Below are 21,653 nucleotides of genomic sequence, written 5' to 3' on the forward strand. Positions count from 1 at the left end.
AAGCGGATGCCCTGGTGAAAAGGTTTGGGGCAAGGTCCGTTCTGGTTGATCGGCTATGCTCCGGACAGCGGCGTGCCCGTGTCACAGAGCTGCTGGCCGAAGCCCGAAAGGGGCCCGGCACCGGCGGCGCAGGAAACATCGCGGCCCGGTGCCTTTGGCGCCGGGCGCTGTGATTTTTTGAAAGGCCTTGAGACCGATGGAAAAGATCCCGATGACCGCCGGCGGGCATGCCGCTCTGGAGAGCGAGCTGCAGCGGCGCAAATCCGAGGAACGGCCTCGCATCATCGCGGCGATCGCTGAAGCGCGCGCCCATGGCGACCTCTCTGAAAATGCCGAATATCACGCCGCCAAGGAGCAGCAGAGCCACAACGAGGGCCGCATCTCCGAGCTGGAAGACATGCTGTCGCGCTCCGAGATCATCGACGTCGCCAAGCTCACCGGCAAGACGGTGAAATTCGGCGCCACGGTGAAGCTGATCGACGAGGATACCGAGGAAGAGAAGACCTATCAGATCGTCGGCGACGCCGAGGCCGACGTCAAAGGCGGTCGTATCTCCATCTCCTCGCCGATCGCTCGTGCCCTGATCGGCAAGTCGGTGGGTGACCAGATCGAGGTCACGGCCCCCGGTGGCGCGCGTGGCTACGAGATCCTGGACGTGGTCTTCCGGTAAGGCAAATAGACGGGGCGTCGCAGCTCATTGCGGCGTCCCGTTCTCGCGTTTGACGAGACAGTCCGTGAAAATCGCCGTCATCCTGCCCCGCGGTACGCACTTCGGCCCCGACAGGGCCACCGCGATCGACCTTTGCGCCTACGATTTCGTCCGCTTCTCCCGCTATCGCGACGAGACCGTCGTCATCGGAGAGGCTATTGACCGACCATTCGACGGCGTACGCTTCATCGGCCTGTCCCGCGCCGGCAAAAGCCAGTCCGCCTTCGCCGATGCGCTCGCCACCGCGGCCACAAGCGAACGACCCGATCTGGTGGTGGTCCACCAACACATCCCCTCAGCCCGCCGCATTGCTCGCCGCCTTGGCGATCGCCCGGTGCTGCTCCACCGCCACAACAATCCCAAGACGCCGAAAGGCTTTCTCGGCCGCTGGCTGGAGGCGCGGAAATACGCGCCGTTTGCCCGGATCATCGTGATCAGCGCCTTTTGCCGCGATCGCCTTCTAGACCTGTTCCCCAGCCTCCAGGTCAAAACCCACGTGGTGCACAACGGCCTCGACCTCGGCGAATGGCCTGTCACGGGCGCCAAGCGCCCGGAAATCCTGTTCGTCGGCCGGGCCGTGCCGGAAAAGGGCGTGCTGGAAGCCGCGCACGCCGCCGTGTCGGCGCTCCTCGATGCGCCCGCCAAGACGCCAGATTGGCGCATCCGCTTCATCCTGAGCGGCCTCGACGGCAACGCCGCCTATGCGGCCGAAGTCATCGAGGCGCTGCGGCCGCTTGGGTTCCAGGCCGAAGTGCTGCGCGACCTGCCGCACGCCGCCGTGCGTCAGGCATTCCGCGATGCCGCCATCGCCCTGGTTCCCTCGCGCTTCGAGGAGCCATTCGGCCGCACCGCCATCGAGGCCATGGCGGGAGGCGCCGCGCTGATCTCGTCGCTGCGCGGCGGCCTCAAGGAGATCGCCGAGGGTGTGTCGCTCGAAATCGATCCCGACGCCCCCGCCTCCATCGCTGCCGCGATCACTCACCTCATCCACGACGAGGTGCTACGCCACCGCCTTGCCGATGAAGGGCGAAAAAGAGTGGAGAGCGCCTTTGCCATCGAGCGCTCGGCTGCCCAGCTCGACGATATCTATGCTAGCGTCCACAAGGGGATGGGGGCTTGAATAGATGAGTGAAGCAGCGACGCGGATCGGCATCATGGTCTGCACGGCTGAGCGGCCGCGCATGCTGCAAGATTGCGTCGAGTCGCTCCTCGCCCAGCAACTGGCCGGCGATTGGCAGGTCGAGGTCTGCGTCGTCGAAAATGACGCGACGCCCAATTCTCGCGCCGTCGTCGAGGCCATGCCGGCCGACGCGCCGGTCAAGGTTCGCTATTATCAGGAACCGCGCCGCGGCATCCCCTTCGCCCGCAACAAGACGCTCGAAGTCGGCCTTGCCAACAACTACGACTGGATCGTGCTGATCGACGACGACGAGCGCGCCGACCCTACCTGGCTCGCCTGCCTGATGCGGACGGCCATCGCGCATGGCGCCGACGTGGTGTCCGGCCCGGTTCGCCGGACCTACGAGGCGCCGCCGCCCAAGTGGTGGAAGCTTCTGAAGCCGATCGTCGGCCCCGAGGGCATGCCGCTCAAGGAAGCGCCGACCAACAACACGCTGCTCAGCGCCAAGCTGATCCGCGCCGACGGTGGCAACCTGCGCTTTGCCGAGGCGCTGACCTTCGGCTACGAGGACATCGATTTCTTCTCCCGCGCCCATAAGCTCGGCTATCGCATCGTCTGGTCGCCCGACGCCTTCGTCGAGGAAACGATCCCGGCGAGCCGCGTGCAGCCGGAGCGGATGATCGCCCGCGTGCAATCGACGGCCGCCGCCCAGGTGCTCGCCGCCAAGATACGCCGTGGCGCGGTCCGGACCTTCTTGGCCTTTGCGTTCAAGGGCATCCGTCGACTGATCGGCGGCGCGCTGACCTGCGCTCTGTTCTGGCCCGGCAAGCTTCTCGGCTCGGAGAAGGCGACCAACAGCTATTATCGCGGCCGCCTGCGGCTTGCCCGTGGCCTCGGCATCTTCCGCGGCCTCTTCATGATCCTTCCCAACTATTACAGCACTGTGGATGGCAACTGATGATCCCTGAAGGCGAAGCGTTGCGGGTGGTGCATGTCCATCTTGGGATCAAGGGCGGCGCCGAGCGCTTTTTCGTCAGCCTCGTCAACGCACTGGCCGAGCGCGGCGTCGAGCAGAAGGCGCTGATCTTTCCCGACCGCGTCTGGAAGAAGGACATCGAAGCTGTCTGCGGCATCGAGGAGATGCGGTTCAGCCGGTCCCACATCTCGCGCTTCTTCACCAACCGGAAGATCGCCAGGATCAACCGCGCTTTCCGCCCGCATGCCATGATGTCGTGGATGCCGCAGGCGACGCGCTGGATCCCTGATGATCCCAACATCCTGACGGCGGCCCGCCTCGGCGACTATCCCGAGCGGCTCGACTATTTCGTCAACTGCGACTACCTCGTCTGCAACACGCCGGACATCGCCCGCGCCGCCGCCGGCATCGGCTGGGATATCAACCGCACCCGCGTCATCTCCAACTTCACCGACGTGCGCCGTGTGCCGCCGATTGATCGCGCCGCTCTCGACACAGCCAAGGACGCTTACGCCATCCTTGGCATGGGCCGCTTCGTCGACCGCAAGGGCTTCGACACGCTGATTCGCGCTGTGGCGCCTTTGCCGGGCGCCATCCTCTGGCTGGTCGGCGAAGGCCCGGAAGAAGAGGCGTTGCGCCAGCTCGCCGCCGACCTCGGCTGCGCCGACCGGGTGCGCTTCCTCGGCTGGAGTACCGACCCCAGCCCCTATCTCGCCGCCGCCGACGCCCTCGCCATCCCCTCGCGCCATGAACCGCTCGGCAACGTCGTGCTGGAAGCCTGGGCCGCCGGCAAGCCGGTGGTCGCCACGGCGAGCGAAGGCCCGAGCTGGCTGATCCAGGATGATGTCAACGGCCTCCTCGCCCCCATCGATGATCACGCCGCCGTCTCCGCCGCCCTCGCCCGCCTGATCGCCGACCCCACCCTCGGGCCCCGTCTCGTCGAAGCCGCCAGCGCCAAGCTGGAACAGAGCCATTCCCGCAAAGCCATTGCCGACGCCTACATGGCGTTTCTGTCGTCGGGCCGGGAAACGGGGAGAAACAGGGCGGCGTGACAGACAAAGCGCGGGCGGCAAACGACCGCGCCACGCCTAACTGACGATAATTTCGAGCAAAATCATTCCGGACCCTTTCTTTCGGTAGTCAACTGTGGAAGGCTCAACCACGCCGACATCCGGAAATCGGGAGGGGGTCCCGCGTTTCTGAATGTGGCTTTATGTGACGCTTCGGGGGGAGCCGATCCGTGAAGTCATCGAGAAAATGGCTGGCCCATGAGCTGGCCGCATTCGCCGCATCCCTGCCGCCGGACAGCCGCGTTCTGGATGCCGGCGCCGGCGACCAGCGCTACAAGGGCCTGTTCGAGCGCCACACCTACGAAGCGGCCGATTTCGAACAGGTCGACAAGCCCTATGCCAAGAGCACCTACGTCTGCGATCTCACGGCCATCCCGGTTCCGGACGCTACGTATGACGCCATCGTCTTCACCCAGGTGATGGAGCACCTCAGGGAACCGGGCGACGTCCTGAGGGAGTTCCACAGGATCGGCAAGGAGGGCTGCAGGATTTTCTACAGCGCCCCGCTTTGCTCGGACGAGCATGAGGTGCCCTACGACTTCTACCGCTATACACAATTCGGCGTCCGATATCTCCTCGCCAAGGCCGGCTTCGAAGTGCTGGACCTCCATGGCATGGAAGGATTTGCCTGCACCGCGGCCTACCATCTGAAGAGGATGTTGAACAACATTCCTCGGTCGCCCAAGGCCTTGGGGGGCACGCGGCACGCCTGGATCGTCGTTACACTGATTACTGTTCTGAGGCCGCTTCTGAGATTGTTGACCCGGCAGCTGGAAGCCAGCGACAGCGAGTTCAGATATACGAAGGCGGGATTTCCTCTGAACTATATCGCCATAGCCCGCAAAGCCGGGCCGGCTTGAGACCGGCAAATCGCATGCCCGATCGACGGCTGCTTTCGCTCACCGAAGCTTCAGCCGCCGCCGTTCCTCCCAGGTCATGGCGATCCGGAGCGCCCGACCGGCGCTGAGGCTGACGGCGATGACGAAGCCTTCGGCGCCGACCGCGAACAGGCGGCGGAGGAAGTAGTTCTTCACGAAAAACCAGATGGGATCGAGGACCAGCGTGGCGATCCCGGGGTTGCGGCCTTTCGCGACCCAGTCGCGCGCCGACAGTTCGCTGTAGCTGCGGATCTTGTCCCACATGTGGGCGAAGGATTTCATGGAGATGTGCGAGACGTCGCCCTTCAGGACCACCGGCTTGCTGCCGTCGCGGATCTCCACCTTGTCGTGGACGGCGCTCGACTTGAAGCCGGCCCGCCGCCGGTCGTAGAGGCGCGGCGTGACGTTGGTCGGGTTGAAAAGGCCCGGCTGAAGGCTCGACGCCAAGCGGCTCACATGCCGGATGCGCAGCGAATAGGCGGCGGCACGCGCCGCTTCCGGCTCCGCGAAGACCGCGCGGATCGAAGCCTTCACCTCGTCGAGCAGGACTTCGTCGGCATCAAGGTTGAGCACCCAGTCGTGCCGGCAGAGGCCCTCGGCATAGACCTTCTGCTCGCCGAAGCCGGTCCAGTCGCGATGATAAACCCTGTCGGTATAACGGCGGGCGATATCGAGGCTGCCGTCCGTCGAGCCGCTGTCGACGACGACCAGATCGTCGGTCAGTTCGCGGAGAGCTTCCAGCACCAGTTCCAGCCGATCTGCCTCGTCCTTGCAGATCATGAAGACGGAAAGCGGCAGTGGCGACATGGAGGTTCCCTCGGCAAACAGCACCTCCCCTGTCCTACCATGCGCGGGAGGCCGGCGGAACAGGCCGGTTGACGGGGACGAGCGGCGCTTTTTTCCGAAAGCTCAATGGGGTAAGTGAAATGGACATCACAATCGCCCTGCCGAGGAGTCCGCGATGCACTTGATGCTGACGCAATGTTTTCCTCCGAAACTCGGGGGGATCGAGAACATGATGGGCGGGCTGGCCGAGGCGATCGTCGCGTCGGGGGCCGAGCTTGTGGTGCTGGCCGACGGCAAGGCCGATCCCTCGGCGGCAAGGCCCGGCTATCAAGTCCGCCGTTACATCGGCTTCAAGCCGTTCCGGCGCTGGTGGAAAGCCAGGGTCGCCGAGCGCATCACCCGCAGGGGCAAAGTCGACGTGGTATTCGCCGACAGTTGGAAAAGCCTCGAGCGCTTTCAGCCGTCCGGCCAGCCCGTCATCTGCCTCGCCCACGGCATGGAGTTTCCGCCCAAGCCCACCGAGGCCAAGGCTGCGCGCATCCGTGCAGCGCTGGCCAAGGCGACACGGGTGGTCGCCAACTCCCATTACACGGCGTCGCTCGCAGCACCCTATGTCGATGCCCGGCGCCTGTCGGTGGTGACGCCGCCTGTCCAACCGCAGCCGGCTGCCGATCCGGCCGCCGTCGCCGAGCTCGAGGCAAGGTTCGGTACCGGTCCCACCATCGCCTCCCTCTGCCGCCTGGAGCCGCGCAAGGGCATCGACCGGCTGATCGAAGCCATGACGATGCGACCGTCCCTGGCGAGCGCTCGGCTGCTGATCGCCGGCGACGGCCCCGACCGGAAGCGCCTCGAAGATATGGCCCGTTCGTCGCCGGTCGCCCGTAACATCCACTTTCTTGGGCGGGTCGACGAACGGGAAAAGGCGGCGCTTCTGACCTTCTGCGACGTGTTCGCCATGCCGAGCCGGCGCGAGGGGGCGTCGGTCGAAGGCTTCGGCATCGTCTACCTGGAAGCAGGCTGGTACGGCAAACCCGCCCTGGGCGGCACCGATGGCGGCGCGGCCGACGCGATCATCGACGGCGAAACCGGCTTGCTCTGCGATGGCGCCAACGGCGAGATGGTCGCCGAGGCCCTGGAACGGCTGCTGACCGACAGCGACCTCCGGGCGCGCCTCGGCGCGGCGGCCGAAAGCCATGCCCGCTCGCAAGTCTGGGCTCGGAAGGTCGGAGAATACCTGCCTGCATCGGTGCCGAATGCCATGGATTTGCCTGTAACGACCGGCCTATAAGACAGCATGCTCAGCCCGGTTCACGTCTCCCCCCGCATCCTGCAGCTTCTTCCCGCGCTCGGCGACGGCGGGGTGGAGCGCTCTACCGTGGAGATGGTCGGCTATCTCCACGAGCAGGGCATCATCAACTTCGTGGCCAGCGGCGGCGGCGATCTGGTGGCAGCCGTCGAGGCCGGCGGCGCCCGGCATGTGACCATTCCCGTCGGTCGCAAGTCGCCCATCGCCATGATCAGAAACGCCTTCGCGGTGGCCCGAGTGATCGACCGCGAGGCGATCGACATCCTGCATGCCCGCAGCCGGGCGCCCGCCTGGGCCGGCTGGCTGGCCATCCGCCTCGCCCACCGCCCCTGCCGCTTCCTCACCACCTTTCACGGCGTCTATGGCCATGGCAACGCACTGAAGCGGCTCTACAACCGAGTCATGCTGGCCGGCCCGCTGGTGGTCGCCAATTCGGAATTCATTCGCGATCACATCGAAACCGTCTACGGCTTTCCCAAGGACCGCATCATTGTGGCGGCGCGCGGTATCGAGCCGGAGCTGTTCGATCCGGCCCACATCTCCGGCGAACAGCGGGCCGCCGTCCGTCGCGAATTCGGCATCGGTGCCGACGAACCGATGCTGATCATGGTCGGCCGCGTCACCAGTTGGAAAGGCCACGCCGTGCTGGTCGATGCGTTGGCGCGCCTTGCCGACCGCCCCTGGCGCCTGGTGCTGGTGGGCAGCGGCAGCGACGGCGTGATCGCCGACCTCAAGACGCGCATCGACGGTCACGGCCTGTCCGAGCGGGTCGTTCTCGCCGGCAGCCGGCGCGACGTACCGGTGCTGCTTGCCGCCGCCGATCTGGCCTTTTCCGCCTCGACGCGGCCGGAGGCCTTCGGCCGCGCCGCCATCGAAGCGGAAGCGATGGAAACGCCTGTCATCGCCACCGACCACGGCGGCAGCCGCGAAACCGTGCTGCCGGGCCGCACCGGCTGGCTGGTGACGCCCGGCGATGCCGAGGCCATGGCGGCCGCCATTCGGGAGGCGCTATCCTCTCCCGATCGGCTCAAGGAGATCGGGAAAGCCGGCCGCGCCTTCGTGCTGGAGAATTACACCACGGCGCGCATGCTGGAACAGGAGTTCTCCGCCTATCGCCGCCTGATGGACGAGACGCCATGACGGAACCGTCGGTCTGGATCCTCACCGACGGCAAGGCCGGCGACGAGCAGCCGCTCGCCGGCATCGCCGAGGCAATGGGCGTCACGCCGGACTTCCGCCGTGTCCATCCACGCAAGCCCTTTGCTTGGCTGATGCCTTGGGGTCCCATCGACTGGCGCGACAGGCCGAGCCAATCCGGCTCGTCGCTCGCCCCGCCCTACCCTGACATCTGCCTTGCCACCGGGCGCCGCGCCGTCGCCTATCTGAGACATCTGAAGCGCGTCTCGCCCGCCACCTGCACCGTGCTTTTCAAGGACCCGCGCACCAGCCGTCATGGCGCCGACCTGGTGGTGGTGCAGGCGCACGACAAGCTGCGCGGCCCCGGGGTGAAGGTGGTGACGACGGCACCCAATCGCCTCTCGCCCTTCCGGCTCGATGCCATCCGCGCCGCCCCGCCAGCCGACCTCGCCGCCCTGCCGCAGCCGCGCCTCGCCGTACTGGTGGGCGGCAACAGCCGCCATCACCAATTCACGCCCGAGGACATCACCCGGTTCATCGGAGGGCTTGAGCAGCGCATTGCCGATGGCGCCGCGCTGATGATCACCGCCTCCAGGCGTACACCGCCGGCGCTTGCCACGGCGCTCCGCTCGCTCGCCGATCAGAACGATCGCGTCGTCTTCTGGGACGGCCAGGGCGCCAACCCGCTTGCCGCCTACATGGCGCTGGCCGACGAACTGATCGTCACCGCCGATTCCACCAACATGATCGGCGAAGCGGCCTCCACCGGCCGGCCGATCCAGATCTTCCACCCCTCGGGCGGCCATCCGAAGATCACCACCTTCATCGGTCTTCTCAGCCAGGAGGCGCGCGTCGGCAGCTTTTCCGACGCGCCGGCGGCCGGCACCTACCCGCCGATCAACTCGACGGCCGCGGTTGCGGATGCCGTGCTCACGTTTTGGAGAAAGCTCAGCCGCGGCGGCTGATCAGCTCGCCGCCGCCTCGGTGACGTGAGCGGGCTTCTCGTCCTTGAACTGCAAGGCGCGGAGATGGGCATAAAGCCCGCCTTCGGCCATCAGTTCGTGGTGCGTGCCGGACTGCACCACCTCGCCCTTGTCCATCACGTAGATGATGTCGGCGTCGCGCACGGTGGCGAGGCGGTGGGCGATGACGAAGGTCGTCCGCCCCTTCATCAGCCGTCCCAGCGCTTCCTGGATGTCGCGCTCGGCCTGGGCGTCGAGCGCCGAGGTCGCTTCGTCGAGCAGCAGGATAGGCGCCTTGCGGAGGATGGCGCGCGCAATGGCGAGGCGCTGGCGCTGGCCGCCAGAGAGATTGCCGCCCCCCTCGCCCACCCGTGCCTCGAAACCGCCGGGCATTGCCATGATGAAGTCATAGGCGTTGGCGTCGCGTGCCGCTTCCTCGATTTCGGCGCGCGTGGCCTCCGGCCGGCCGTCGGCGATATTGGCGGCCACTGTGCCATCGAACAGGAAGGTGTCTTGAGTGACGAGCGCCACGTGGCGGCGCAGCGACTCGACCGTGAAGCGGCGGATGTCGGTGCCGTTGATCAGAATGGAGCCGGCCTTCGGGTCGTAGAAACGCTCGACCAGCGCGAACACCGTCGATTTGCCGGCGCCCGACGGGCCGACCAGCGCCACCACCGAGTTCTTCGGCGCGGTCAGGTTGAGTTTCCGGAGCACCGGCGCCTCGCCATAGGCGAAATCGATATTGTCGAAGGTGACGGTGGCGCTCTCGAAATTGGCCTCCACGGCGTCCGGGGCCGACTGCAACTCCGGCACCAGGTCCAGCACCTCATACATCATGCGCACGCCGACCAGCGATCTCTCGAGGTCGAGGTTGAAGCGAGCCAGCCGTTTCGCCGGCTCGTAGGCCATGATCAGCGCGGCGATGAAGGAGAAGAAGGAGCCGGGATCGGCGTTGTAGTGGACGATCTGATAGCCGCCGAACAGCACCACGAAAGCAATGGCAAAACCGCCCAGGGTTTCCATCAGCGGGCTGGAACGGGCGCCCAGCGTGGCCATGCGATTGGCAAGCCGCTCCGAGTTGGTCGTAGCCGTGTTAAAACTCCGGCGCAACCGATCCTCGAGGCCGAAGGACTTGACGACGCGGATGCCCTGGACGCTCTCCTGCACGATGGTGACGATCTGGGCCGAGGTCATCACCTCCTTGCGCGCCGCGGCGCGCACCTTCCTGAGGAGGTGGGTGATGCCAATGACGGCCGGGGGAGCGATCACCAGCGACAGCAGCGACATCACCGGGTTTTGCCACACCATGACGCTGACCAGCGACACCAGGGTGAACAGGTCGCGGCCAAGGCTCATCACGATCAGGTCGATCGCCGATCGGGCCGCCCCGGCGTTCTGTGAAATGCGCACCATGATGTCGCCGAGGGCATGCTGCTGAAAGAAGGCGATATCCTGCTTCAACACCGCCCCATAGAGCTGCCGTTGCAGTTGGGCGACCATGCTGTTGCCGATCTTGGTCAGCGTAACCGAGGAGAAATAGGTGGCAAAGCCCTTGACGAGATAGATGCCGATGATCAGGCCGGCGATGGTGAACACCAGCCCCTGGCTCTTCTCGATGAAGATCTTGTTGACGATGTCCTTGAGGATATAGACGCTGCCGGCCGTGGCTGCCGAGGCGATGAGCATCATCGCGATCGCATAGGCGTAGCGCCAGGCGTAGGGGCGGAAATTGGCGCGGAACAGCCGTACCAGCGGCCCGAGCTTCTCTTCCGTTCCGATGAAACCGTCGAGCCGGCCCTTCAGGAAGTTCAAATGCATACTCCACGTCCGACCGGTCCGCCGGCCCAAGCGACAGATAAGCAGCGGTCCGAAAATTTGCGCGACTTTTCGCACAAAAGGCCGCCTAAAAACAGACCGCAGGGAAATGCTACGCCCGGCGGCGTCTGTCAACAGCGCGACGAACGCTTACTTCAGGGCGCAAAAGGCTGCGATCCTGGCGCCAAAGGCCGATATTCAGACGATCACCGGCTCGTTCTTGACTTGCCGGAGCGTCAGACTGGTGCGCACCTGGCCGACGTTGGGCGTCGCTGTCAGCTGCTCGATCACGAAATTCTGACAGGTCTTGAGGTCGGGGGCGACGCATTTCAGGATGAAGTCGATCTCGCCCGACTGCATCCAGCTTTCTCGCACCAGCGGCCAGTTCTTCACCCGCGCCTCGAAGGCGAGAATTTCCGCTTCCGACTGCGAGGCGAGCGAGATGAAGGCGAACAGCGTCACATCGAAGCCGAGCGTCTTCTCGTCGATCAGCGCCCGATAGCCCTGGATGACGCCGGCTTCCTCCAGCGCCCGCACCCGCCTGAGGCAGGGCGGCGCCGAAATGCCGACGCGGCTGGCCAGCTCCACATTGGTCATCCGCCCATCAGCCTGCAATTCGCGCAGGATTTTCCAGTCGATGGCGTCAAGACGGGCCTTCATGTTGCATCCTCCGGAGAGCCGCCCAAAGCGGACGCTTGTCGACGGGTGACTCACCTCGGTCGAACCTCTCGATACGGCCGGGAACATACCGTTCCGGTCGCCGTGGCGAAAGCATATTTCCGTAGCACGAACACTTATTATACCAAGAGGCATTGAAAATGATCTTGGTATTCCTTTTGCCGATTCTCATGCCTCTGACGCAGATGAGAAATCGGCAATGGTCTCAATGAGCGGATGCGCCAGCATCTTCGCGAATTGGTATTATCAAGGCGAGCCGCTGGTCTTCCCACTTCGCCATGGCCAGCCAGGCGTCGGGTTGACGGCGGGCGATCAGGAACCATGTTCTGAAGACGCGCGTTCAAGGTCCGAGGCCGACACGCAAGGAGGCACGCCATGAGCCTTTCCCATGAATTGGTCGACGGCATTCCGCTGGTCTGGTCGGCGCCTGCCTCGCCAGCCGGACTGCTGATCCATATTCCAGCCTTCGGCCAGACCAAGGAGGCGGCTGCGCCGATGGTGGATCGAGCGACCTCTCTCGGCCTTGTCGGCATCGTCCTCGACGCCTACCAGCACGGCGAGCGCGGCAACGAGGATCGAGAGGCCCTGACCCGGCGGGTGTTTGCCAATTTTCGGCGCGAAATGTGGACGATCCTCGGCGAAACCACGTTGGACGTCCCGCGTGTGGTGGCCTGGGCAAGGCAGAGATTCGGGTCCGATCTCGGCTTGCATCTCACCGGCCTTTCCATGGGCGGCGACGTCGCGGTGGCGGCGGCTCCTCTCGTCGATAAAGTCGTGAGCGTCAACGCGGTGGTTGCCACGCCGGACTGGCAACGTCCTGGAATGCAAGATATCAAGACAGGTGAATTGGTCGACCAGGGCGAGCCGGATCCCAAGGCAAAACTGTTTTTTGACGCCCTGGAGCCGTTGCACCACGCCGACCGCTACAAGGCGCTGCCCATCCATTTCATCAACGGGGCGGCCGACCAGCACGTTCCGCCCGATGGCGCCCGGCGGTTCAAGGCCATGGTCGGCGAGACGAACAGCATTGTCATCACCGAGAAGCCCGGCCTGGGGCATCTCGATTTTATTGATCCCAAGGCTTGGATCGGCGAACTCAGGCTGAACAGGTAAGGCGCCGCCGGCCCGTCGATCGGTGAGTTTCGGTCGCCACGGCGAAAGCATCTTTCGGTGGCACGATCACATATTATAAGCCTGTCGGCCGACACAAAGGCCACTCGGCAGGGGAAGACGACGCGCGCCGGAGCCCACCGAGGCCGCGCCGCCTTGAAACCGCACTGCCGGACACCTACCATCCAATCGATTCCAGGCGCCGCCGGCGGCGCCCAGCCGAGACCATCGCGGCCGGCGAACGCAACGAGACGAGCATGACGCATACCCATACCAAGGCCCTGATCATCGGTTCCGGCCCGGCCGGCTACACCGCCGCCATTTACGCCGCCCGTGCCATGCTGGAGCCGATCCTGATCGCCGGCCTGCAGCAGGGCGGCCAGCTGACCATCACCACCGATGTCGAGAACTACCCCGGCTATGCCGACGCCATCCAGGGTCCCTGGCTGATGGAGCAGATGCGCAGTCAGGCCGAGCATATGGGCACACGCCTCGTCTCCGACATCGTCACCTCGGTCGACCTCAGCAAACGACCGTTCCAGCTCACCTGCGATTCCGGCGACACCTATTCCACCGACGCGCTGATCATCGCCACCGGCGCCCAGGCGCGCTGGCTCGGCCTGCCGTCGGAGCATAAGTTCCAGGGCTTCGGCGTGTCGGCCTGCGCCACCTGCGACGGCTTCTTCTATCGCGGCAAGCATGTGGTGGTGGTCGGCGGCGGCAACACCGCCGTCGAGGAAGCGCTCTACCTCACCCATCACGCCGACAAGGTTGTCGTCGTTCACCGCCGTGAAGCTTTCCGCGCCGAGCGGGTGATGCAGAACCGCCTGTTCAACCACCCGAAGATCGAAGTGATCTGGAACAGCGTTGTTGACGAAGTGCTGGGCAAGGAGGGCTTTCCGCCGTCCGTCACCGGCGTCCGCCTCAGGAACGTCGTCACGGGCGAGCTGCGGGATGTCGCCACCGACGGCGTGTTCGTCGCCATCGGCCACGCGCCGGCCACCTCGCTGTTCACCGGTCAGGTTCGGATGAAGTCGTCGGGCTATATCTGGACGGCGCCCGATTCGACGGCCACCTCGGTGCCCGGCGTCTTTGCCGCCGGCGACGTCACCGACGAGCATTTCCGCCAGGCGGTAACGGCGGCCGGCATGGGCTGCATGGCGGCGCTGGAGGCCGAGCGCTACATCGGCGCGTTGGAAACTGATACCAAGGTTGCGTAAGCAACTGGCGGAGCGACGCAATTCAAGGCTTGCGCCGGAGCGAGGAAGCGTCGAACGTAGAGCCGTCCTCCGAACAATTTTCACATTGTTCGGATAACTGGACGTCCTAGGAAGAAATGACGAGCCTGTCCGAAAAGTTGCCCAATTTTTCGGACAAGCGAATGAGACAGAACAAAGAAGCGGCGAAGCCGGTCCCGTAGAAGACTGGCTCTCGCCTCGACGAGAGAGCGATGGCCGACTGCGGCCTGAGCAATATGGGGGCGGCAAAGGGGGACGCGATGGATTGGGACAAGCTCAGAATATTCCACGCCGCCGCCCACGCCGGGAGCTTCACCCATGCCGGCGACAGCCTGAACATGAGCCAGTCCGCCGTCAGCCGTCAGGTCAGCGCGCTTGAGCAGGATCTCGGCGTGCCGCTGTTCCACCGCCACGCCCGCGGCCTCATCCTCACCGAACAGGGCGAGCTGCTCTACCGCGCCGCCCATGACGTGCTCCTGAAGCTGGAAGACGTGCAGGGCCGGCTGACCGACAGCCGCGAACGCCCCTCCGGCTCGCTGCGGGTCACCACCACCGTCGGCATCGGCTCGACATGGCTGACCTCGCGCGTCGACGAGTTCGTCGATCTCTACCCCGACGTCCAGCTGCAGCTGATCCTCAACGACGACGAGCTCGACCTTGCCATGCGGCAGGCCGACGTCGCCATTCGCCTGCGCCAGCCGACGCAGCCCGACCTCATTCAGCGCAAGCTATTCACGGTGCACTTCCACCTGTTCGCCTCGCCGGCCTACATCAAGCGCTTCGGCAGCCCCAAGACCATCGAGGAACTGGACCAGCACCGGATCATCACCTTCGGCGTTGCCGCGCCCAACTACCTGCGCGACATGAACTGGCTGGAGAGCGTCGGTCGGCCCTATGACAATCCGCGCCTGCCGGCCTTGAGGGTCAACAACCTCGTCGCCATCAAGCATTCGGTGCAGCGCGGCGTCGGCATCGCCCTTCTCCCCGACTATATCGTCGAGGAGGATTCCGGGCTGCAGCAGCTGATCCCCGAGGTCGACCTGCTGTCCTACGACACCTATTTCGTCTACCCCGACGAACTCCGGAACTCGGCGCGCGTCCACGCCTTCCGCGACTTCCTGGTCTCGAAGGCTCAGCGCTGGTCCTATTAGGCCGCTGTCCGTTCCGACCGATGCAATGGGGTTTTCCGAGACTGGATTCCACTTTCCGGTCCGGAGCTCTAATACCTCGGTATTAGCCGTCAACACATCCAACGTATCGTTGTGCGCTCCGCGCAAGACTCGCGTTTTCCCTTAACGGAAAACACCGATGAACGGTAAACACTTCACGATGATGTTACGGTTTGGGCAAAATAACCGGGATATTGCATAGCAGATTTGCAGATTGCCTGCTTGTTTTGCACCGGTGAGGGGTGCATATAGACCTCAGCTGATGTGTTGGTTCCCTCGTCATCCTCCCGACGAAAGCGAATCTTCAGCTGTTCCCCTCTGGAAGGTGCGGGTCGTCCCTGCGAACCGCATTCCAAAACTTAATAGCCGGGCTCACGCCCGGCTTTTTTTTGCCCAATCGAGACCTGTCTCAGTTGATGGCGCCTCCCGTTCCCTCAAGTGCCCTTTCCAGAATGCTGCGGGTTGCCGCGTCGGCCGGAAAGAACGCTTCGATGGCCATTTCCGAAAGCAGAATATCGCGTGGCGTGCCGAACACGGTGGTCGTCGAGATGAGCGACAGCTCGCCGCGCGGTGTTTTCAAGCGCAAGGGTACCAGGACGGCGGCCTGCTCGGACGGCATGTCCTGATGCGGCGTGGCCGTGGGGTAGTCCATCAGTTCCGCCAGCAGCCTGATCAGCAACGCGTCCTGCGTGGTGGCGATCTGCCGCCGCAGCCGGTCGAGGAGATGGCCCCGCCATTCTCCGAGGTTGACGATCTGCGGCGCCAACCCGCCTGGGTGAAGGCTGAGCCGCAGCACGTTGATGGGGGCGGCGAGCAACTGCTGGTCTTCGACATCAGTGAGCAGCGGCGCCACGGCGGCGTTGGCTGCGACGAGATTCCAGTGTCGGTCGATGGCCAGCGCCGGAAAGGGCTCGTGCCCCCTCAGCAGCCTGTCGATCGCCTCGCGGGCACCGCCCATCGCCGGATCCTCCAGGCGGCGTTCCGGATAGACCGGGGCAAATCCCGCCGCGAGAAGCGCGGCGTTGCGCTCGCGCAACGGGATGTCCAGGCATTCGGCGAGATGAAGGAGCATGTCCCGGCTGGGGGCCGCGCGGCCGCTTTCCATGAAGCTCAGGTGCCGTTGCGAGATATTGGCCTCCAGCGCACAATCGAGCTGACTGAGCCGCCGCCGCTGCCGCCAGCTGCGCAGAAAGTCGCTCGCCTTGGGGACAGCTCCCTCCATCGCCCTCTCCTTAAACCGGAACCTTGTCCAGGAACCCCACCACCGCCTTGATCCGCTGGCCCTCGAGAAGGACGAAGTCCGTCCCGATGATCATGTCAGGGTCGCTCTCCGGTCCAAGTGACCAGGAGAAGCGCACCCGGTCGCCATAGCCGTCGGCGCCGCCGGACAAGGCAAAGCGGAAGCCGGGAAACCGCTCGTGCACCGCACCGATCAAGGCGCCGATCTCGCCAGCCCCTTTGCCGCCCATCATGGGATCGACGTATTCGGCATCCTCGGTCCAGCTTTCGGCCAGCAGCGCCTTTCGCCGCGACGGGTCCCTCTCGTTCCAGACGGCAATATAACGGGCCGCCACTTCAGCTGCATGGGTCATTATGGCCTCCAACAATGTCGGTTACTGGGTTTGCGGGCAACGCCCGACGCAAACCGCGAGGGCTTTTGCCGGAGTTGCTCTGCTGCGTCGTTCGCAAGGCCAAGACTGGCGGCTCCCGGACATCGTCTCAATTACGTCGGAGGTAATTGAGCGCGCCGCCCATCCGGCCGAGGCTAGTCCGACGTCGCAGCAACCCCACGCGACGCCTTGATCGGCAACGGATGGAGAGAGCTCATGACCGCCTTCGCAGTGGCACGGCTGACCGACGTGAAGATGGGCCCGGAGATCGTGGCCTACCTCACACGCATCGACGCGACACTCGCCCCCTTCGAGGGCAGGTTCATCATTCACGGCGGTCCGAAGATCGAGCTGGAAGGCAGATGGCCTGATGACCTGATCGTCATCGCCTTTCCGAGCCTTTCGGCAGCGCGGGCCTGGTACGACTCGCCCGCCTATCGCGAGATCCTGCCGCTCAGGACGGGCCATTCGTCAGGCGTCGCCATCCTGATCGAAGGCGTCGATGCCGACCACAAGGCGACGGATATCCTGTCCTATCCCGTTGTCCTGACCTAGCGCTCCTGACCTAGCCCCCTGGCGCCGGCCCGTCGCTCTCGCCCGGTACCAGCGACAAGGGCACCCGGCACTGCACGACGCCTGACGACACATCCGACGCCGTCATGGGGATCTGCGCCAGCATGGCGCGGGCCGCGGCCATGCCGAGGTCCTGCAGCGACAGGTGGAAGCAGGTGACCTGCGGCGTCAGGAAACGAACCGAGTCCTCGCCGCGCAACCCGATGATCGACAGATCCCGGCCGGGCTTGAGGCCACGCTCCGCGAGACGCCGGTAGATGCCGATGGCCGTCACCTCGTAGAACAGGATGATCGCCGTGGCCGGGTCGGGCCGATCGAGAAGGCCGTCGACCACGCTGTCGCCGTCGTCCTCGCGGCGGCGGGTCGGGAACACCAGCGTTTCATCGACCGTGAGGCCGTGCCGGACGAGATTGTCCCGGTAGGCCTCGGCGAAAATTGCCCCGTAATTGGCGTCGTTGTTGGGCACCGTCAGCGCAATGCGCCGGTGGCCCTGCCGCACCAGGCGATCGACGGCGGTGGCCATCACCGCTTCGAAGTCGAGGTCGATCCATGAATAGCCGCTGCCGCTGTCGCTGCGGCCCAGCGTGACGAAGGGAATGCCCGACGCTTGCAGGAAGTCGATGCGCCGGTCGATGCGCCGGGTTTCGGCGAGGATCATGCCGTCCACGGCGCCGCGCGACACGAAGCGCTGGAGATAGGTGAAATTGTCCTGGCTCTTGGCGCAGGGCAGCACCAGGAGGTCGAGGCCGTGGGCGGCGAGGACGCCCTGCATGCCCTCCACCACTCCCATGAAGAAATAATCGGTGCTGGAGGTGCTTTCCTGGTCGAGCTCGATCATCAGGCCGACGGAATGGGTCACCCCCTGGGCAAGCGAGCGCGCCGCCTGGTTCGCCGCATATCCAAGGCGTTGCGCTGTTTCCAATACCTTCTGCCGCGTCTCGGCATTGACGTTGGGATTGCCGTTGAGCGCGCGGGACACGGTCGCCGTGGACACCCCGAGCTCTCGGGCCAGACGGGCGATTCCCCTCATGGATCCTCCAACCGTTCATCACCCCATTGACAGATCGGGCGCTGCGAACTTAGCATTGTAAGCGCTTACATTAACATGGCCACGATCTCAAGTCTGTCCGGCGAGGATGAAACGGACGGCAGGCGAGAGATCAGCACAGTGATTGTAAGCGCTTACAATCGCAGAAAACCGCCGATCATGGGAGATGTCGGCGGTGGGCCTGCCCGAAATGCGATGGGTGAGATTTGCGGGCCGGAACCGCCGCGTGAGGGCGGCGCCTGAGGGACGGACAACAAGGGAGGATTCGATGACAGCGACGTGCAACACGACATCGACCGCAAGGGGCGCGATGCATAGGCTGGCCCTGGCCGGCGTCTCGTGCCTGGTGTTCGCCCTGACCGGCAGCGCCAGCTTCGCGGCGGACAAGGTGACGCTCACCTACATGGCGAGCCAGGACTGGGTGAAGGACGCCGAGCAGACGCTCGCCAAGAAGTTCGAGGAAAAGACCGGGATCGCCATCGATTTCCAGATCCTGCCGTCGGGCCAGTATTTCAACGTTCTTCAGACCAAGCTGAACTCGGGCGAAGGCCCCGACCTGTTCGGCGGCCAGAGCGGCGTCACCGATCTCAAGCTGCAGTACAACGTCGAGAAGAACGCCGTCGATCTGACGAACGAGCCTTGGGCGACCAAGGAAGACAAGCTGGTCGCTGCCCAGTCCACCCTGGGAGGCAAGCTCTACGGCCTCACCTATTGGGACGTGCTCGGCAACACCTGGGTGATCAGCTACAACAAGAAGCTGTTCGCCCAATACGGCCTCAGCGAACCCAAGACCTATGCCGAGTTCAAGGCCGCCTGTCAGAAGCTGCTCGATAACGGCGTCCAGCCGATCTACGAGCCGGTCGCCGACGGCTGGCACCACGTGCTGTGGTTCCCGGAGCTGGGGCCGCGCTTTGAACAGGTGACGCCGGGCCTTGCCGATGCGCTCAACGCCAACAAGGCGACCTTCGCCGGCAATCCCACCATGCTCTCGGCCGTCACCGAGCTCAAAGAGATGTTCGACCTCGGCTACATGGGCAAGAACGCCCTCGCCGACGTCTACACCGGCGCCTCCAAGGCGATGGCCAGCGGCAAGGTGGGCATGGTGCTCGCCAACACCGGCTTCGGCTCGCTGGTCGAGCACGACTATCCCGATATGAAGGCCTCCGATATCGGCGTGTTCCTGATGCCGCTCGCCGACAACCAGCAGGTCAACATCAACCCGGCCGGCCCCACCCACTTCATCTATTCGGGTTCGGCCCATGTCGACGCAGCCAAGCAATATCTGGCCTTCCTCGCCGAGCCGGAAAACGTCGACTATTTCATCGACAACACGCCGACCGCCATGACGCTGCCCTTCGACGGTGCCAAGAGCAAGTTCAGCCCCGACGTGCAGGCGCTGTTCGACAGCCACAAGGACGCGCGCGGCACCGTCTATCAGACCGCCGTCGCCTATGTGAACCCGCAGTGGATGGACCTCGGCGCCGACCTGACCGCCATGTTCACTGGCTCGATGGGGCCGGACAAGGTGCTCGCCAACATCGACAAGCGTCGTGCCGATCTCGCCAAGGCCGCCAGGGATCCCGCCTGGAAGAAGTAGCTCCTCCCTGCTTCGCCTCGGCCGGCGCAATTCCAGCAGAAGTGGCTGCGACTTTACGGCAGGAATTGCGCCCTCGGAGATCAGCGTCCACCCCCGGCCTCGGAGCATCGACTCCCTGGCCGGGGGCGACTGCGAGCGACGGAAATCGCAATGAAATCGCACAGGTCCTACCCGTTTTATTTCGTCCTCGCGGCGCTCGTCCTTTACGTGACGTTCTTCATCATTCCGAGCCTCAGCGGTATCGCCTATTCCTTCACCGACTGGAGCGGCTATTCCGACGAGGTCGAGTTCGTCGGCCTCGACAATTTCCGCACCATCCTGTCGCCGGATGAGAACTACCTGTCCTTCATCGGCAACACGCTGCTCTTCACCTTCTGGACGATCATCATCAAGACGGTGTTCGGCCTGGCGCTGGCGCTTCTGCTCAACCAGGGCGTCCGCTGGTTCGTCAACGGCTATCGCGTGCTGATCTATCTGCCGGTGATCCTGCCGACGCTGGTCGTCGCCCTGATCTTCCGCTCGATCCTCGATCCGGCCTCGGGCCTTCTGAACAGCGCGCTGCGCGGCATCGGCCTCGATGCGCTGGCGCTCCCCTGGCTGACCGACCCGCGCATCGCGCTTTATTCGGTGATCGGCGTCGATAGCTGGAAGGGCATCGGTTACATCATGGTCATCCTGCTGGCCGGCCTGCAGACCATCCCCAAGGATCTCTATGAGGCCGCCTCCATCGACGGCGCCAGCGCCTGGGCCAAGTTCCGCTTCATCACCCTGCCCATGCTGATGCCGGCGCTGATGATCGTCACCGTGCTCAACGTCCTCTACGGTCTCAGAGTGTTCGACATCGTCTACGCACTGACCAACGGCGGACCTGGTTACGCCACCGAGGTGCTGTCGACCGAGATCTTCAAGGCCTTCTCCAAAGGCCAGTTCGGGCTCGGCACCGCCATTTCCAGCATTCTGTTCCTGATCCTGGTGGTCACCGGCTACCTGGTGATCCGGGTGATGGAACGCCAGTCGGATCGCGAGTGAGGAGCCAAGCGATGCCCAAGAACTTGCGCGCCACCGCCGCCCATCTCGCCGCCTTTGTCGCCAGCCTGATCATGCTGCTGCCGGTTTATCTCATCACCATCAACGCGCTCAAATCCACGCCCGAGGCGAGCACGATGAGCGTCGATCTGCCGACCGAGCTGCATTTCGAGAACTTTCTGATCGCCATCGAGAAGGGCAAGCTGCTCCAGAGCTTCTTCAACAGCCTGCTTTATGCCACCTCGGCCACCGTCCTCGCCACGCTGGTATCGGCCATGGCGGCCTTCGTCATGTCGCGCCACCGGACGCGGTTCAACCGCTTCCTGTATCTCTTCCTGATCATGGGCATAGCCCTGCCGATCAACTTCTTCACACTGACGACGATGATGCAGGTCACCCACCTCATCAACACCAAGATCGGCATCATCATCCTCTACGCCGCCTTGCAGGTGCCCTTCTCGATCTTCCTGATCTACGGCTTCGTCGACACCATCCCGCGCGAGCTCGACGAAGCGGCGATCATCGACGGCTGCCGGCCGCGACAGCTGTTCTTCCTGGTGATCCTGCCGCTCCTGAAACCGGTGCTCGTCACCGCCGGCATTCTGAATTTCCTCAATATCTGGAACGACTTCATGATGCCGCTCTACTACCTCAACAGCAGCTCCAACTGGCCGATGACGCTCGCCGTCTACAATTTCTTCGGCCAGTACCAGAGCAGCTGGAACCTGGTCTCCGCCGACATCCTGCTCACCATCGTCCCGGTCATCATCATCTATCTCATGGGCCAGCGCTTCATCATCGCCGGCATGACCAGCGGCTCGGTCAAGGGCTGACCGCCATGACCA

21 protein-coding genes are annotated in these 21,653 nt (G+C 64.4%); 15 read left to right on the forward strand and 6 right to left on the reverse strand.

Annotation, left to right across the window (positions count from 1 at the left end; genetic code table 11):
- Nucleotides 1-196: 196 nt before the first annotated feature.
- The 5 genes from greA (at nucleotide 197) to G522_RS27235 (ending at nucleotide 4,735) form a co-directional block, all read left to right on the forward strand.
- Nucleotides 197-670 carry a transcription elongation factor GreA gene (gene greA / locus G522_RS0116415; protein ID WP_026791982.1) on the forward strand — a complete coding sequence of 158 codons (474 nt, stop codon included), beginning with the start codon at nucleotides 197-199 and terminating at the stop codon, nucleotides 668-670.
- Nucleotides 671-734: 64 nt separating this feature from the next.
- A complete protein-coding gene (locus G522_RS27230) occupies nucleotides 735-1,829 on the forward strand; it encodes a glycosyltransferase family 4 protein (protein WP_051228707.1) in 1,095 nt (364 codons plus the stop codon).
- 4 nt (nucleotides 1,830-1,833) lie between these two features.
- A complete protein-coding gene (locus G522_RS0116425; protein WP_026791983.1) occupies nucleotides 1,834-2,787 on the forward strand; it encodes a glycosyltransferase family 2 protein in 954 nt (317 codons plus the stop codon).
- Nucleotides 2,788-2,807: 20 nt separating this feature from the next.
- The gene (locus G522_RS0116430; protein WP_026791984.1) at nucleotides 2,808-3,857 is read left to right on the forward strand and encodes a glycosyltransferase; all 1,050 of its coding nucleotides are present in this window, start codon (nucleotides 2,808-2,810) and stop codon (nucleotides 3,855-3,857) included.
- A 188-nt stretch (nucleotides 3,858-4,045) separates the two neighbouring features.
- Entirely contained in the window at nucleotides 4,046-4,735 is a 690-nt protein-coding gene (locus G522_RS27235; protein WP_051228708.1) for a class I SAM-dependent methyltransferase, read from the forward strand.
- Nucleotides 4,736-4,774: 39 nt separating this feature from the next.
- On the opposite strand, the gene G522_RS0116440 is transcribed toward G522_RS27235, so the two are convergent.
- Entirely contained in the window at nucleotides 4,775-5,560 is a 786-nt protein-coding gene (locus G522_RS0116440) for a glycosyltransferase family 2 protein (RefSeq protein ID WP_026791985.1), read from the reverse strand.
- Nucleotides 5,561-5,723: 163 nt separating this feature from the next.
- On the opposite strand from G522_RS0116440, the gene G522_RS29085 reads away from it, so the two are divergent.
- The 3 genes from G522_RS29085 to G522_RS27250 are packed head-to-tail and all read left to right on the forward strand — an operon-like array spanning nucleotide 5,724 to nucleotide 8,947.
- Nucleotides 5,724-6,827, forward strand: coding sequence for a glycosyltransferase family 4 protein (locus tag G522_RS29085; protein WP_281168495.1), 1,104 nt, complete (start codon nucleotides 5,724-5,726; stop codon nucleotides 6,825-6,827).
- Nucleotides 6,828-6,833: 6 nt separating this feature from the next.
- Nucleotides 6,834-7,985: a glycosyltransferase family 4 protein gene (locus tag G522_RS27245; RefSeq protein ID WP_036839714.1), complete on the forward strand. Its 1,152-nt coding sequence runs from the start codon at nucleotides 6,834-6,836 to the stop codon at nucleotides 7,983-7,985.
- On the forward strand, nucleotides 7,982-8,947 hold the full coding sequence (locus G522_RS27250) for a mitochondrial fission ELM1 family protein (RefSeq protein WP_036839717.1): 966 nt from the start codon (nucleotides 7,982-7,984) through the stop codon (nucleotides 8,945-8,947). The genes G522_RS27245 and G522_RS27250 overlap by 4 nt, the downstream gene beginning before the upstream one ends.
- Here the strand turns inward: G522_RS27250 and G522_RS27255 are convergent, their stop codons facing one another.
- Both G522_RS27255 and G522_RS0116465 read right to left on the reverse strand, forming a co-directional pair.
- The gene (locus tag G522_RS27255; protein WP_084633229.1) at nucleotides 8,948-10,762 is read right to left on the reverse strand and encodes an ABC transporter ATP-binding protein; all 1,815 of its coding nucleotides are present in this window, start codon (nucleotides 10,760-10,762) and stop codon (nucleotides 8,948-8,950) included. It abuts the gene before it with no gap.
- A 195-nt stretch (nucleotides 10,763-10,957) separates the two neighbouring features.
- Nucleotides 10,958-11,419 carry an Lrp/AsnC family transcriptional regulator gene (locus G522_RS0116465; protein WP_026791986.1) on the reverse strand — a complete coding sequence of 154 codons (462 nt, stop codon included), beginning with the start codon at nucleotides 11,417-11,419 and terminating at the stop codon, nucleotides 10,958-10,960.
- A gap of 393 nt (nucleotides 11,420-11,812) precedes the next feature.
- Here G522_RS0116465 and G522_RS0116470 point away from each other — a divergent pair, with 393 nt between their 5' ends.
- The 3 genes from G522_RS0116470 to G522_RS0116480 all read left to right on the forward strand — a co-directional run bounded on the left by G522_RS0116470 (nucleotide 11,813) and on the right by G522_RS0116480 (nucleotide 14,936).
- Entirely contained in the window at nucleotides 11,813-12,550 is a 738-nt protein-coding gene (locus tag G522_RS0116470) for an alpha/beta hydrolase (protein WP_026791987.1), read from the forward strand.
- A gap of 254 nt (nucleotides 12,551-12,804) precedes the next feature.
- Entirely contained in the window at nucleotides 12,805-13,767 is a 963-nt protein-coding gene (trxB, locus tag G522_RS0116475) for a thioredoxin-disulfide reductase (RefSeq protein ID WP_026791988.1), read from the forward strand.
- Nucleotides 13,768-14,045: 278 nt separating this feature from the next.
- Nucleotides 14,046-14,936 carry a LysR family transcriptional regulator gene (locus G522_RS0116480; protein WP_026791989.1) on the forward strand — a complete coding sequence of 297 codons (891 nt, stop codon included), beginning with the start codon at nucleotides 14,046-14,048 and terminating at the stop codon, nucleotides 14,934-14,936.
- 427 nt (nucleotides 14,937-15,363) lie between these two features.
- Here the strand turns inward: G522_RS0116480 and G522_RS0116485 are convergent, their stop codons facing one another.
- Nucleotides 15,364-16,176 carry a helix-turn-helix domain-containing protein gene (locus G522_RS0116485; RefSeq protein WP_026791990.1) on the reverse strand — a complete coding sequence of 271 codons (813 nt, stop codon included), beginning with the start codon at nucleotides 16,174-16,176 and terminating at the stop codon, nucleotides 15,364-15,366.
- Nucleotides 16,177-16,186: 10 nt separating this feature from the next.
- Nucleotides 16,187-16,546 carry a nuclear transport factor 2 family protein gene (locus tag G522_RS0116490; protein ID WP_026791991.1) on the reverse strand — a complete coding sequence of 120 codons (360 nt, stop codon included), beginning with the start codon at nucleotides 16,544-16,546 and terminating at the stop codon, nucleotides 16,187-16,189.
- A 234-nt stretch (nucleotides 16,547-16,780) separates the two neighbouring features.
- Between G522_RS0116490 and G522_RS0116495 the strand changes: the two genes are divergently transcribed.
- Nucleotides 16,781-17,119 (forward strand): DUF1330 domain-containing protein, encoded by a 339-nt coding sequence (locus G522_RS0116495; RefSeq protein ID WP_026791992.1) that lies wholly within the window; start codon nucleotides 16,781-16,783, stop codon nucleotides 17,117-17,119.
- Nucleotides 17,120-17,129: 10 nt separating this feature from the next.
- Here G522_RS0116495 and G522_RS0116500 read toward each other — a convergent pair whose 3' ends face one another.
- Nucleotides 17,130-18,167, reverse strand: a complete 1,038-nt coding sequence (locus G522_RS0116500) for a LacI family DNA-binding transcriptional regulator (RefSeq protein ID WP_026791993.1) — start codon at nucleotides 18,165-18,167, stop codon at nucleotides 17,130-17,132.
- 328 nt (nucleotides 18,168-18,495) lie between these two features.
- Here G522_RS0116500 and G522_RS0116505 point away from each other — a divergent pair, with 328 nt between their 5' ends.
- The 3 genes from G522_RS0116505 to G522_RS0116515 all read left to right on the forward strand — a co-directional run bounded on the left by G522_RS0116505 (nucleotide 18,496) and on the right by G522_RS0116515 (nucleotide 21,641).
- Nucleotides 18,496-19,782, forward strand: coding sequence for an ABC transporter substrate-binding protein (locus G522_RS0116505; RefSeq protein ID WP_051228710.1), 1,287 nt, complete (start codon nucleotides 18,496-18,498; stop codon nucleotides 19,780-19,782).
- Nucleotides 19,783-19,932: 150 nt separating this feature from the next.
- Nucleotides 19,933-20,811 (forward strand): carbohydrate ABC transporter permease, encoded by an 879-nt coding sequence (locus tag G522_RS0116510; protein WP_026791995.1) that lies wholly within the window; start codon nucleotides 19,933-19,935, stop codon nucleotides 20,809-20,811.
- Nucleotides 20,812-20,822: 11 nt separating this feature from the next.
- Nucleotides 20,823-21,641, forward strand: coding sequence for a carbohydrate ABC transporter permease (locus G522_RS0116515; RefSeq protein WP_026791996.1), 819 nt, complete (start codon nucleotides 20,823-20,825; stop codon nucleotides 21,639-21,641).
- Nucleotides 21,642-21,653: the final 12 nt, after the last annotated feature.

Origin of the sequence: Pleomorphomonas oryzae DSM 16300 (assembly GCF_000422965.1) — a bacterium.
Classification (GTDB): domain Bacteria; phylum Pseudomonadota; class Alphaproteobacteria; order Rhizobiales; family Pleomorphomonadaceae; genus Pleomorphomonas; species Pleomorphomonas oryzae.